Annotated in this window: 8 protein-coding genes and 1 riboswitch; of the genes, 5 read left to right on the forward strand and 3 right to left on the reverse strand. The window is 57.3% G+C overall.

Annotated features, from left to right (window positions below):
- The first annotated feature begins 5 nt into the window (after positions 1 to 5).
- Together Q9R35_RS11900 and Q9R35_RS11905 are read left to right on the forward strand one after the other, a co-directional pair.
- Entirely contained in the window at positions 6 to 983 is a 978-nt protein-coding gene (locus Q9R35_RS11900; RefSeq protein WP_311219906.1) for a FecR domain-containing protein, read from the forward strand.
- Positions 984 to 1,046: 63 nt separating this feature from the next.
- Positions 1,047 to 3,470 (forward strand): TonB-dependent siderophore receptor, encoded by a 2,424-nt coding sequence (locus Q9R35_RS11905; RefSeq protein ID WP_311219907.1) that lies wholly within the window; start codon positions 1,047 to 1,049, stop codon positions 3,468 to 3,470.
- Positions 3,471 to 3,488: 18 nt separating this feature from the next.
- On the opposite strand, the gene Q9R35_RS11910 is transcribed toward Q9R35_RS11905, so the two are convergent.
- The gene (locus tag Q9R35_RS11910; protein WP_404977950.1) at positions 3,489 to 4,451 is read right to left on the reverse strand and encodes an ABC transporter substrate-binding protein; all 963 of its coding nucleotides are present in this window, start codon (positions 4,449 to 4,451) and stop codon (positions 3,489 to 3,491) included.
- Positions 4,452 to 4,623: 172 nt separating this feature from the next.
- Entirely contained in the window at positions 4,624 to 6,468 is a 1,845-nt protein-coding gene (locus Q9R35_RS11915) for a TonB-dependent receptor domain-containing protein (RefSeq protein ID WP_052695569.1), read from the reverse strand.
- 69 nt (positions 6,469 to 6,537) lie between these two features.
- A riboswitch (cobalamin riboswitch) is annotated at positions 6,538 to 6,703 on the reverse strand.
- Positions 6,704 to 6,845: 142 nt separating this feature from the next.
- Here Q9R35_RS11915 and metH point away from each other — a divergent pair.
- Both metH and Q9R35_RS11925 read left to right on the forward strand, forming a co-directional pair.
- On the forward strand, positions 6,846 to 10,619 hold the full coding sequence (metH, locus tag Q9R35_RS11920; RefSeq protein ID WP_311219909.1) for a methionine synthase: 3,774 nt from the start codon (positions 6,846 to 6,848) through the stop codon (positions 10,617 to 10,619).
- 1 nt (position 10,620) lies between these two features.
- Positions 10,621 to 11,460 carry a helix-turn-helix transcriptional regulator gene (locus Q9R35_RS11925; protein WP_045929608.1) on the forward strand — a complete coding sequence of 280 codons (840 nt, stop codon included), beginning with the start codon at positions 10,621 to 10,623 and terminating at the stop codon, positions 11,458 to 11,460.
- A gap of 88 nt (positions 11,461 to 11,548) precedes the next feature.
- Here Q9R35_RS11925 and Q9R35_RS11930 read toward each other — a convergent pair whose 3' ends face one another.
- Entirely contained in the window at positions 11,549 to 12,982 is a 1,434-nt protein-coding gene (locus tag Q9R35_RS11930; protein ID WP_042486592.1) for a DHA2 family efflux MFS transporter permease subunit, read from the reverse strand.
- A 77-nt stretch (positions 12,983 to 13,059) separates the two neighbouring features.
- On the opposite strand from Q9R35_RS11930, the gene Q9R35_RS11935 reads away from it, so the two are divergent.
- A complete protein-coding gene (locus tag Q9R35_RS11935; RefSeq protein ID WP_042486589.1) occupies positions 13,060 to 13,251 on the forward strand; it encodes a DUF3460 family protein in 192 nt (63 codons plus the stop codon).
- Positions 13,252 to 13,261: the final 10 nt, after the last annotated feature.

Consider the following 13,261-nt stretch of genomic DNA (forward strand, 5'->3'; position numbering starts at 1 on the left):
GCCCCATGTCCAGCGAGGAAATAGAGCGACAGGCGGCCCAATGGGTTGTGCTCTTGTCTGATCCCGAACAGTTCACCGAACAGGCTCAGGTCGAGTTCATGGCCTGGCGCGCGCAGGATCCGCGTCATGAAGCTGCAGCCGTAGGCATGGAAGCGGTCTTGGGTAGAGTCAGAAAACTGGCTGTGCAGGCCAATACCCCCCCTGGCCGCAGTGCGCTGGATGCAGGATTGTCGGCGCGTCCCAAGCTGTTGCGTGATTGGCGTCAGGGCATGATGCTGCTGCTCTGGGCCGTGGTGTTTATCTTGCCGATTCTGGCCTTTGTGTTGCCTTGGTCTCATCAGTCCGTACACACCGCTGCCGGAGAATGGCGCAGCGTGGTGCTGGAGGATGGCACTCGCCTGGAGCTGGCCGGGGCCTCGCAAGTCAAGATTTTGTATAGCAAGCAGTATCGGGATATTGAGCTGCTGGAAGGGCAGGTCCGAGTGGTGGTGGCCAAGCAGCCGGATCGGCCTTTGCGGGTCTTGAGCAGTGAGGCCGTCTCGCAAGCCTTGGGTACTGAGTTTATTGTGCAGGAACAGCCGCAAGGCACACTGCTGACGGTGCTGTCCTCTCGGGTACTGGCTTATCCGCGCAACCGGGGTCCGGAAGCGGCTCGCGAACTGGGGCCGGGCGATCAGGTGCAGATTAATGCGCAAGGTCTCGGGGCGAATCTTCAGACCGATGTGAACCGCGTCATACGGACTTGGGATCAGCGACAGCTGCTTCTGGAGCATGTGCCTCTGACACAGGCTCTGGAGCAGATCACCCGCCAGTATTCCGGCAAAACACAGATCAATCCGCAAGGCATGGAGGGGCTGACGGTCAGCGCGGTCTTGCCTGCTGACAAACCCTTGTCGGCTCTGGCTTTGCTGAAAGATTTGTATCCCCGCTTGCAGGTGCAGAACACGCCAGATGAAGGATTGATGATTAATTTCAGGCCTTGATTGCCGCTTTTTTGGGCTCGTGCGTCTTTAACGGATAGACCTTGCCAAAGAAGGAGAGATTTCATGGTCCCGAAGAGTGCGCCGCCTTTGGCGCTTGTGAAGACGACGTTCATGCCCAATACCTGCCGGCGCCTGCTGGGCTTGGCCTTTGTGGGGGCCTTGATGCTGAATGTGGCACCGGCCTCGGCCCAGACGACCCAAGCCTATGCGCTGGAAGCCGGGGATCTGGCCAGCCGCTTGAGCCAGTTTGCTCAACAGGCCGGGGTAGCGCTGGTGATGGATTCCTCCCGATTGCAAGGCCTGCGCGCTCCGCGCTTGCAGGGTCAGTATTCCGTGCAGGAGGGCTTTGCCGCCTTGCTGGCCGGGCAGCCGTTTCAGGTTCAAAGCCGGGATCAGGGCTATGTCTTGATTGCCTTGCCCGATAGCGGTGCTTTGGCTGATGACGCTGGTGTGCAGTCGTTGGCCAGTATTGAAGTACGCCGCAATGCGCTGGGCGATATCACCGAAGGTTCAGGCACGTATGCGGCGGGCACGATTGCCACGGCAACCCGTTTGCGCCTGACGCCACGTCAGACACCGCAGGCCATCAGCGTGACCACCCGCAAGAAGATGGACGACTTCAATCTGACCAGTATTGATGATGTGGTACGCCATACGCCGGGCGTCAGCATCATTACTTACGACAGCGAACGTACCGCCTACGAGGCTCGTGGCTTCGATATCAAGAACTTCCAGTACGACGGCATCCCCACCTTGCGGGATTCGCCTTACTCCGCCGGCAATACGCTCAGCGATATGGCGATTTACGACCGGGTTGAAGTCTTGAAAGGGGCCTCCGGTCTGTTGACCGGCAGTGGCAACCCTGGCGCCACAATCAATATGATTCGTAAAAAGCCAACGCCAGAGTTTCAAGGACACGCCAGTGCGGGCGCAGGTACTTGGGACAACTATCGTGGTGAGGTGGATTTCTCCGGCCCCTTGAACGAGACAGGCTCCATACGTGGCCGTATGGTCGGCGCTTATCAGGACAAGAAAAGCCAGCTGGACCACTACCAGCGTCAGACTTTGGTGCTGTACGGCATTGTGGAAGCTGACCTGACACCGGATACCCGACTGACCCTGGGGGCGGACTTGCAGGATAACGACCCCAAAGGCTCGACCTGGGGCGGCATCCCGATTTATGACGCGCAAGGTAACTTCAATGATATGGACCGCTCCTTTAATAACGGTACGCGCTGGAGTCGCTGGAATCAGTACACCCGCTCGGCTTTTGCCACTTTGGAGCATGAGTTCGACAGTGGTTGGATGGCCAAGGTGCAGCTCAATCACCTGATCAACGGTTATGACTCCGAGTTGGCGGCGGTAGCTGCCGGTAATCCCGATCCTTTGACGGGCAAAGGCACCTCCTTATGGTCCGGGCGCTACGTGGGCAAGACGGTCTCCAATACGGCGGACTTCTATGCGACTGGCCCCTTTGAGTTGTTCGGGCGCGAGCATGAGCTGGTTGTCGGGGGCGGCGTATCGCGTCGTCGCTGGACCAATGCGTCTTACGGTGAAAACAGCAATACCGATGTCGCGAATTACTACGATTGGGATGGCCGTTGGCCGCGCATGAACTGGCAGCATCTGGGCGATGATCGTGAAGTAACACGAGAAAATGGCTTGTACGTCAGTACGCGCCTGAACCTGCGTGACGACTTGAAGCTGCTGCTGGGTACCCGCTACGCCAACTACAACAAGATGGATATGCGTGAGACGGGCGTATGGGTGCCTTACGTTGGAGCCGTGTACGACCTGAACGACAACTTCTCGGTCTATGCCAGCTACACCAATATCTTCCAGCCTCAAGACCTGCAAGACGAGGGCGGCCGTACTCTGGACCCCTTGCGCGGCGATAACTACGAGGTGGGTGTCAAAGGTGAATTCATGGGTGGCCGCTTGACGTCCAGCCTGGCTTATTTTGAGCTGCGTCAGGATAACTTTGGCAAGGAAACAGGTGGTCGTACTCCATCTGGGGGTATCGCTTACGAGGCGACTCAAGGTGTGCGCACGCATGGCGTAGAGCTGGAAGTGGCTGGTCAGCTGACACCGCAATGGCAGATGCACGCAGGCTATGCCTACAAGCTGTCGCGCCGCGATGGTGAAAAGGTGTCGACCTTATCGCCCGAGCATCAGTTCAATATCTACACCACCTACGATTTCGAGGGTGATCTGAATGGTCTGACCCTGGGTGGCGGTGCACGTTGGCAAAGCAAGACCTGGGGGGACGTCAGCCGCCCCGGATCGCCGGGCAAGGTGCAGCATACGGTCTCGGGCTACTGGCTGGTGGATGCGATGGCGCGTTATCGCTTCAACAAGAATTTGTCGGCCACCTTCACCGTCAATAACCTGTTCGACAAGCGCTATTACTCCATGTTCTCCTGGTACAGCACTTATACCTGGGGCGAACCGCGCAACATGATGCTGGCGGTGAAGTATCAGTTTTAACGGGCAGTAGAAAGCCGCTCAGGACACCTGGGCTCGATAGCGATCCAGCTGCTCGCATAGTATGCGAGTCGCCTCTATCAGCCTGGGGCCGGGGCGGTACAAGGCATCCGGGTTCAGGTTCAGCAAAGCGTGGGGGCTCAGGCCCAGATGCTTTTCCCAGAACAGGTGGCGGGCGCGCAGTTGGGCCGGATCACGGTAGGCCATGATGACCACTTGCGGACGTTTGTGCAGCACGTCTTCCAGACTGATGGTGGGGGCGACAGCGGCATGGCGGGCGTAGATGTTTTGCGCTTTGCAGGTGGTCAGCACATCCTGAATCAAGGGGTCGCGCGCCAGGGTGTACAAAGGCTCGGAACCGATTTCCAGAAACACGCTGACCGTCTCACCCAGGCGGCTGTTCTGGCGCAGGGAAGCAATCTGATTGTCCAGCAAAGCAGCCATCGGAACGGCTACGTCAGCCGTATTCAGGCTGTCTCCTGCCAGACGGACAAAGGCGGGGATGTCGTCCAGTTTTTCAGGGGCAGCAAAGATCAGATTGATATGGGTTTGCTGTAGCTGGCGCTGTAATTCAGGCCCGATCTGATTAGCCTGCCAGGCCCAGACCTGATCAGGTTTCAGCTCCAGTAGCCGTTCTGGGTTCACGCGCAAGGCGTCCCCAATGCGGGGCAGGTTCTTGGCGGCAGGAGGGTAGTCACTGGAACTGTCTACGGCGATCAAATGGTCTTGAGCACCCGCGGCAAACAGGATTTCAGTGATGTGAGGGGCCAGACTGATCGCGCGGGCTGGAGCGACGGTTTGTGCGGATTGGGCCTCTTGCTCTGCCGCGGCTTTTTGTACCGTTTTATCTTGCTGCTGGTTCTGTACTTCTTGAGTGCTTTGCTCTGTTTTTTTCTGTGTCTGTGTTTCAGGCTGTCCATGAATCTGCGCCTGTGATTGCAGAAAGTCTTGCTCCTGCGCTTGCGTCAGGATAGGCAATCCCAAAAGCAGGACGCACAGGGAATGCAAACCCCATAGCCCCAATCCGCTCCAGACAGAGCGCGTCGGGTGCTGAAGACGATAAGTCGCAGGCAAAGAGGGCATCATGCGCCTTTAAGTAAATGGCGCGGCTCTTGAGCAGAACCGCGCCAGAATCACGCAAAGCTGATTTTACTGATTACATGCGCCAGGCAAAGTTCAGGAACACGCTGGAGCCGGCGTTGTTGTAGCCACGAGCCAAGGTGTAGTCCTTGTCGAACACATTGTTCCAACGCAGCTGGGCTTCCAGACTGGAGGTCAGCGGGTAGCTGGCGGTCAGGTTCAACAGGCCGTAGCTGCCCAGACGCTGTTCGTTCTTTGCGTCTTCATAGCGATGGGATGCGAACAAGTATTCTGCGCCGGTTTTCAGGTCACCAAACTTGTGCTCCACAGCAACCTTGTAGTTTTGCTTGGCACGACGCACCAATTGCTTGTCGGTGTTTCGATCTTTGGGGTCGGTGAAGTCGGCACTGGCAGTCAGCGTGGTGTCGCCCAACTGTTTCATGGCAGTCAAGGTCACGCCAGTGATACGTGCTTTTTCGGTATTGCTTGTCGTGCATTCGAAGTTGGCGTCACACACATAGGGGTTGATCATGTCGCGAATGCGGTTCTGGTAGACCACCAAACCCAGTTCGGTCGTCTCGTCTGTGTAGCGGATATGACCTTCCACGTTGCGGGATTTTTCCGGTTTCAGGTCAGGATTACCTTGGAAGCCCCAGTCGTATGGCGAGTACAAGTCCGCGAACGTAGGTGCACGAAAGCCCGTGTTGGCGGCCACACCCACGGTCCAGTTGCTGGTGATGTCCAGGTCATAGCCCAGGCCGCCCGTCACTTTATTGCCGTAGCCGCTGATATTGTCATTACGCACGCTGGCTTGCAGGTGGTGTTGATTGATATCGCCGCGGTAAATCAGGGCAAAGGCGTTGGTGTTGCGCTTGTCATCCTTGTGTACGGTAGTGTGCGTCATGCGCTCTTCCAGACGCTCGGCCAGCAAGGACACGGTATGGCCTTGGGCAAGCGTCAGGTCGTTTTGCCAGCTGTATTGGCGTTGCAGCGTGGAATAGCGAGAGGAAAAAGCGCGGTTTTCCACCGTTTCTTTGCTTAGCGAAGCGCTCAGGCGGCTGGTCCACAGTTCAGACAACTTGTTGGTGCTGGTCAGGCCGTAGGCTTGCTGACGTGTTTGCGTGCTAGGGGTGCGGCGTTCGAACAGACCATTATCGAATTGACCATCCATGAAGCTGTTGATGGCGGTCAGGCCCAAGTGTTGGCCTTGAGCCCATTCGTAGCCCAAGGAGCCGTTCAGTCCGTGCTGGGTGTAGCCGTTCTTGTCCGGGTTGTAGCTGAAGGACAGTGGGTTGGTGGCATTGAAACCATCGCTGGTGCCGTAGCTGGAGGCCAGGCTGTAGTCCCAGCCTTGGGACGCACCCGAAAAACCGGCGCTGGCTTTGAAGGTGTCTTGGGAGCCTATGCCCACATTCCCCCAGGCGCTCAAGGCACGGTCGCCGCCGCCTTTTTTGGTGATGATGTTCACCACACCACCAATGGCATCCGATCCGTAGAGGCTGCTGCCCGCGCCACGCACAATTTCAATGCGCTCGATCAGGGCAGGGTCAATCGCTTGCCAGTTTACCGAACCACTGGTGGAACTGTTGATGCGCATCCCGTCGATCATGACGCGGGTATGTTGTGGGTTGGTACCGCGCAGGTAAATGCCAGTTGTAGTCTGCGGACCCCCACTGCTGTAAATCTCCACCCCAGGCTGACGCTGCAAAATCTCAGCCACGCTGCTTTGACCCGCTTTCTGCAAGGTTTCCTGATCAATCACCGTCACGTCACCCACCACGTTTTTCAGTGGCTGAGCCATGCGGCTAGGGGTAACAACAATTTGATCCAGTTTGGTGACAGGGGCAGTTTGGGCCGTGGCGATCAAAGGCAGGGCGCCCGCCAGGGCGACCATCAAAGGTCGGATGGACAGTAGAGTCATGGAGATTCCTGTGGGATGTGCGTCCCCGCACATCGGTAAGCGAAGCCGCCCACCGTGGGACGGCCATGAATTCAGGGTCGAGAAGCAGGCTGGTGTCGGGCTTTGCGCGTGGCAGGTACCGTTGCGGGGGCAGCACGTTTGGCAGTTCCGGGGTGGAACCGCTCACGTTTCCCATTTGACTTTCCCAGGCCCAAGGCTGCATGGGCCGGAAAGCACCTCTTTCCGAGCGGAAAATGTTACATGCCGCTGGGGCAAAGGTTAAGTGTTTAGGGTGGATTCGCTGTACAAAGCGCTACAATTGTGGCGCCAATCCACCATTCTCGCGGCTCTTGCTGTCAGATGCCGTCAATGTCCCGTTTCGTGTTACGGAGCTTTTAGTGTCTTATCCTGCCTTGCCTTATCCGATCTCTGCCTATACGCGTGGTGCCGAGTTTGCGCGCCGTTTGGGGCAGCAAATTCTGATTCTGGACGGTGCGATGGGCACCATGATTCAGCGTTACAAATTGGGCGAGGCCGATTTCCGGGGCGAGCGCTTTGCGGAGCATCACAAGGATGTGAAGGGCAATAATGAATTGCTGTCGCTGGTGCGCCCTGACATCATCCGCGAAATTCACGAGAAATATCTGGCCGCCGGGGCCGATGTCATCAGTACCAATACCTTTGGTGCAACAGATATTGCCCAGGGCGACTATGATTTGCAGGGCATCAGCTATGACCTGAACCTGGCATCGGCCCAACTGGCCTGTCAGGCGCGCGATGCTTTCAGCACACCTGAATGGCCGCGTTTTGTGGCCGGTGCTTTGGGCCCACAGCCCAAGACGGCTTCTATTTCTCCGGATGTTAATGACCCGGCCGCCCGAAACGTCACCTTTGAGCAACTGCGTGTGGCTTACACCGAACAGGTGCGTGCCTTGCTGGATGGCGGCGTCGATATTCTGCTGATCGAAACCGTCTTTGACACGCTCAATGCCAAGGCGGCTGTTTTTGCTCTGGAAACGGTCTTTGATGAGCGCGGCGAGCGCGTTCCCGTGATGGTGTCGGGCACGGTCACGGATGCCTCGGGCCGTATCTTGTCTGGTCAGACCGTGGAGGCTTTCTGGAACTCCATGCGTCATGCCCGTCCTATTACGATTGGCCTGAACTGTGCCTTGGGTGCTGCCTTGATGCGCCCTTACGTGGCCGAGCTGTCCAAGATTTGTGACACCTATGTGTGTGTCTACCCCAACGCCGGTCTGCCCAACCCCATGGCGGAAACCGGCTTTGATGAAACACCTGCCGATACCTCCAGCCTGCTCCAAGAGTTCACGCAAGCCGGTTTGGTGAATATGGTGGGTGGCTGCTGTGGCACGACGCCAGAGCATATTGCCGCCATTGCCGAGCTGTGCCGCAAGCTGCCTCCTCGCATTGTTCCTGAAGTTCCTGTTAAAACCCGTTTGTCGGGTCTGGAGCCACTGAATATTGACGAAGAAACCCTGTTTGTAAACGTGGGTGAACGTACCAACGTCACGGGCAGCAAGGCTTTCTTGCGCCTGATTCAGCAGGAAAACTACGAAGAAGCCTTGTCGGTGGCGCGTCAGCAGGTGGAAAACGGCGCGCAGATTATCGATATCAATATGGACGAGGGCATGCTGGACTCGGCAGCCTGTATGCATCGCTTCCTGAACATGATTGCCTCCGAGCCGGACATTGCTCGCGTGCCCATCATGATCGACAGCTCCAAATGGGATGTGATCGAAACCGGTTTGCGTTGCGTCCAAGGCAAGGCGATCGTGAACTCGATCTCCATGAAAGAAGGTATTGAGCCCTTCCTGGAACATGCTCGTTTGTGCCGCAAATACGGCGCCGCTATTGTTGTGATGGCGTTTGACGAGCAGGGGCAGGCTGATAGCTACGAGCGTCGGGTAGAAATTTGCGAACGCGCCTACCGCTTGCTGGTTGATGAGGTTGGCTTCCCGCCAGAGGACATTATTTTTGACCCCAATGTCTTTGCTGTGGCAACCGGCATGGACGAACATGCGACTTACGGTCTGGACTTTATTCGCGGTGTGGGCTGGATTCACAAGAATCTGCCGCACGCACGCTTGTCGGGCGGTATTTCCAACGTCAGTTTCTCCTTCCGTGGCAACGAAGCCATGCGCGAGGCCATTCACACCGTCTTCCTGTACTACGCCATTCAGGAAGGTCTGACCATGGGTATTGTGAATGCCGGTCAGCTGGGCGTGTACGCCGATATCGAGCCGCATCTGCGCGATCTGATTGAAGACGTGATCCTGAACCGGGCCGAACCCAAAGGCAAAACCGATCCGGCGGACGAACGCACCCCCACTGAACGCCTGGTGGAAATGGCCGAGAGCGTCAAAGGCTCCGGCGCCAAGAAAGAGGAAGATCTGAGCTGGCGTGAAACCACGGTTGAACAGCGTCTGATCCACTCGTTAGTGCATGGCATTACCAGCTTCATCGTGGAAGATACGGAAGAAGTTCGTCAGAAGATCGATGCCCAGGGTGGTCGCCCCATCAGCGTGATTGAAGGCCCCTTGATGGACGGCATGAACGTGGTGGGCGACCTGTTCGGTCAGGGCAAGATGTTCCTGCCGCAGGTGGTGAAATCCGCGCGTGTGATGAAGCAGGCTGTGGCCCACCTGATTCCTTTCATCGAAGAAGAAAAGCGTCAGATTGAAGCCGCGGGTGGTGACGTGCGCTCCAAAGGCCGCATGGTGATTGCCACAGTGAAAGGCGATGTACACGACATCGGCAAGAACATTGTGTCCGTGGTGATGCAGTGCAATAACTTTGAAGTGGTGAATATGGGCGTGATGGTGCCTTGCGCCGAGATCCTCGCCAAGGCCAAGGAAGTGGAGGCCGATATTGTGGGCCTGTCCGGCTTGATCACCCCTAGTCTGGAAGAAATGGCCTACGTTGCGTCCGAGATGCAGCGTGACCCCTACTTCCGCGAGCGCAATATTCCTTTGATGATTGGTGGCGCAACCACCAGCCGTGTTCACACGGCGGTGAAGATTGCCCCGCATTACGACGGCCCGGTTATCTACACCCCTGACGCCAGCCGCTGCGTGGGTGTGGCTACTCAACTGGTGTCGGACAATGTGGACGAGTTTTTGGCCGAGGTGCGCGAGGAGTACGAACAAGTGCGCCAGCGCCATGCCAATCGCAAAGCCACTCCGCTGATCTCTCTGGAAAAAGCGCGCGCAGACAAGCCTGCCATCGACTGGTCCACCTACGTGCCGCCACGCCCCAAATTCATTGGTCGTCGTACCTTCAAGAATTACGACTTGGCCGATATTGCCCAGTTCATCGACTGGACACCGTTCTTCCAGACCTGGAGCCTGTTCGGCAAGTACCCGGCCATTCTGGAAGACAAGGTGGTGGGCGAGCAGGCCAAGACCCTGTTTGCCGAAGGCCAGGCCATGTTGAAGAAAGTCATTGAAGGTCGCTGGTTGACGGCAAACGGCGTGATTGCGTTCTATCCTGCCAACACCGTTAATGGTGAAGATATCGAGGTCTACTCGGACGAATCGCGCAGCGAAGTTCTGTTCACCTGGCGCAACCTGCGTCAGCAAGGCGTCAAACGTGAAGGTGTCGATAGCAAGTGTCTGGCCGACTACATCGCTCCTAAAGAAAGCGGCGTGCCTGATTACATCGGCATGTTTGCGGTCACCGGCGGGATTGGCGTGGATAAATTGTCCGAGCGCTTCCAGGCTGCTGGCGACGATTACTCCGACTTGATGATCAAGGCGCTGGGCGACCGTTTTGCCGAAGGCTTTGCGGAATGTCTGCATGCTCGTGTCCGCACGGATTTGTGGGGCTATGTGACAGACGAGCGCCTGTCCAACGAAGAGCTGATCGACGAGAAATACCAGGGCATTCGTCCTGCACCCGGCTACCCGGCTTGCCCGGAACACGTGGTCAAGCACGATATGTTCCGCGTCTTGCAGTGTGAGGACATCGAGATGTTCATCACCGACAGCTACGCCATGATTCCGGCTTCCAGCGTGTCGGGTTTCTATTTCAGTCACCCGCAGTCCAAGTACTTCAACGTGGGCAATATTGGCCAGGACCAATTGCAAGACTACATCCAGCGCAGTGGCCGCACGGAAGAAGACGTACGCCGTACTCTGTCGGGCGTGTTGGGCTGATATGGGAACGACGGGGCCAACAGGGGCTAATCCGGGAGGCGCCGAGAGCGCGTCCCAAACCCGGCGTCAGGCGTTGGGGCGTTTCTTGCGTCATGCGCGGGAACGCATCCGGCCTGTCGACCTGGGCCTGGCCCCCGGCGTGCGCCGTCGCACTCCCGGTTTACGTCGCGAAGAGGTGGCTCAGCTGTGCGATATCAGCACCACCTGGTACACCTGGATCGAGCAGGGCCGCGACGTTACCGTGTCTCCCACTGTCTGCGCCCGCCTGGCAACGGTCCTGAAACTGGCCCGGGCCGAGCGCCACTACCTGTTTGAACTGGCCGACTGCGCCGATCCCGAGCATTGGCAGGGTGATATTCAACCCTTGCCGCAAGGCCTGAGCGCCTGCGTCGATAGCATCTCCGCCCCGGCTTATATTCTGGACCGCAGCTGGAACGTACTGGCCCGCAACGAAGCCTTGTTGGGCTTGTTCGATGGCTGGCCCGATCGTAGCGAGCAGCCCAATCTACTGCGCTATATCTTCCTGGACCCGGCAGCGCGTGAGCTGGTGGTGGACTGGGAGCAGCGTGCCAGCCGCGTCGTGGCCGAATTCCGCGCCGACGTAGGTGCCCATGCCGACGAAGCCGATGTGCAGGCCCTGATCCAGGAACTGGCGCATCAAAGCCAGGTATTCGCTTTCTGGTGGGGACGTCAAACCGTGGTGGAGCGGGAAGGGGGCTTGCGGGATTTCCGACACCCTAGCCAGGGCGTGCGCCGCTTTCAGCAATTTACCTTTCGCCTGGCAATACGCCCGGACTGCAAGCTGGTGATGTTGCTGGAGGATGAGGATAAGCCGGTATAGACGCTTTTGGAGCAAGACCGCAGCTTGAGTCGCTGCTTGCCTTGTTCCTTCAGTTCTGTCGTCCTGCACTTGGTGTGGGACAGCAGTCCTACTTCTTCTGCAAAGACTCACCATCACTGGCTGACAGCCGGGCAAAAGACAGGCTGGAGATGGCCGTAATCGCACCCAGAATCAGAAAGGCCCAGATCGTATCCTGGGTCTCCACGCTGCTGGCTCCGCGCAATGCCATGCTGACATTCAGCGTTACCGCCGCACATGCCACACCCAGGCTGATGGCCAATTGCTGCGCCATGGCAGCGAAACTGCTGGCCTGGCTCATGGCTTCGGATTCCAGATCGGCGTAGGTCAGGGTGTTGACTGCAGTGAACTGCAGGGAGCGGAAGAAACCGCCTGCAGTCAGGACGGCAATCATGAGCCACATGGGCGTCGTAGCCTGGAACATGGCGCACAGGGCGATGAATACGCCCGTCAGCCAGGCATTCACGATCAGTACCTTGCGAAAGCCGTAGCGCCGGATGATAGGTGGGGCCACCAGTTTCATGCCCAAGGCGCCAATGGCACCAGTAAAGGTGATCAGACCCGCCGATAATGCGCTCATGCCAAAGTTGGTTTGCAGCATGATGGCCAACAGAAATGGTGCAGCGCCTAGCGAGAAACGGCACAGATTGCCGCCCAGCACAGAAATGGCAAAGGTTTTGGTGCGCAGCAAGGACAAATCAATAATTGGATAGGCTACTTGCCGCGAGTGCCAGATGTACCATGCCCCCGCGACCAGACCGGCCAGGGTCAGCCAGCCCAGCGTGGTCCAACTGATGGTGCCGTGACCTACGTTCTCGAAACTGGTCACCAGCGTGGCCAGACAGATAGCGCTCAAGATAAAGCCCAGCCAGTCCAGAGGGGGGCGCTCGGTGGGATAGTCCTCACGTATATAGCGCAATACCAGAGCGATACCCAGCGCACCCACGGGGATGTTGATCAGGAAGATCCAGTGCCAACTGGCATAGGTGACTAAAAAACCACCCACAGGCGGGCCGATGATGGGGCCCAGCAAGGCAGGCAAGGTCAGCACCGCCATGGCGCTTAAAAGCTCATCTTTAGGGACGCGTCGCAGTAAGATAATGCGTCCCACCGGCACCATCATGGCCCCCGCCATGCCTTGTATCACGCGGGAAATGACTAATTGGGGCAGGGTCTGGGACAGGGCACATGCAACAGAACTGGCGGTAAAGAGTAGAATGGCGGCCAGGAACACCTTGCGTGCACCAAAGCGGTCTGCAGCCCATCCACTGATCGGAACGAATACGGCCACGGCCAGCAGGTAGCTGGTAATGATGGTATTCATCCGGATGACGCTGGTATCCAGTGACAAGGCCATCGTGGGCAGGGCAGTGGCTACAACCGTAGAGTCCAGCATTTGCATGAACAATGCACATCCCACAATGTAGGGAATAATGCGTATGGCTCGACGTTCTTGGGGGGACATGGTCGCCGCTTGGACGGCTTCGGTCTGTTCAGATGCCATGCAGCGAACTCTCTGGTGTGCGGTGCAGTAAACTCAAACTTTTCTGTTATCCAATTTATTTTAGGCGTACAGGTATTATGGCAAAGAATTTCGAATCCGAAATTACCCAGTTTCTTAAACAGTATAAAGATCAGAATGCGGATACCGAAGCACGGCAGCGTGAAGGCCGCTATCGTCTGTGGGACAAGCAGATTGATCAGGAGCTGCAAGACGGTTACAAGGCTGCTCGCACGCCTCAGAAACCTTACGTGTACTACGAAAACAACTAAATCTGTACAC

Source organism: Alcaligenes sp. AB3, assembly GCF_031844565.1.
In the GTDB taxonomy this organism is placed as follows: domain Bacteria; phylum Pseudomonadota; class Gammaproteobacteria; order Burkholderiales; family Burkholderiaceae_B; genus Alcaligenes; species Alcaligenes faecalis.

Coding starts and splice junctions, on each gene's coding strand:
- Q9R35_RS11905 (WP_311219907.1), top strand. CDS start 1,047: ATGGTCCCGAAGAGTGCGCCGCCTTTGGCGCTTGTGAAGACGACGTTC.
- Q9R35_RS11915 (WP_052695569.1), bottom strand. CDS start 6,468: ATGACTCTACTGTCCATCCGACCTTTGATGGTCGCCCTGGCGGGCGCC.
- Q9R35_RS11935 (WP_042486589.1), top strand. CDS start 13,060: ATGGCAAAGAATTTCGAATCCGAAATTACCCAGTTTCTTAAACAGTAT.
- Q9R35_RS11900 (WP_311219906.1), top strand. CDS start 6: ATGTCCAGCGAGGAAATAGAGCGACAGGCGGCCCAATGGGTTGTGCTC.
- Q9R35_RS11925 (WP_045929608.1), top strand. CDS start 10,621: ATGGGAACGACGGGGCCAACAGGGGCTAATCCGGGAGGCGCCGAGAGC.
- Q9R35_RS11930 (WP_042486592.1), bottom strand. CDS start 12,982: ATGGCATCTGAACAGACCGAAGCCGTCCAAGCGGCGACCATGTCCCCC.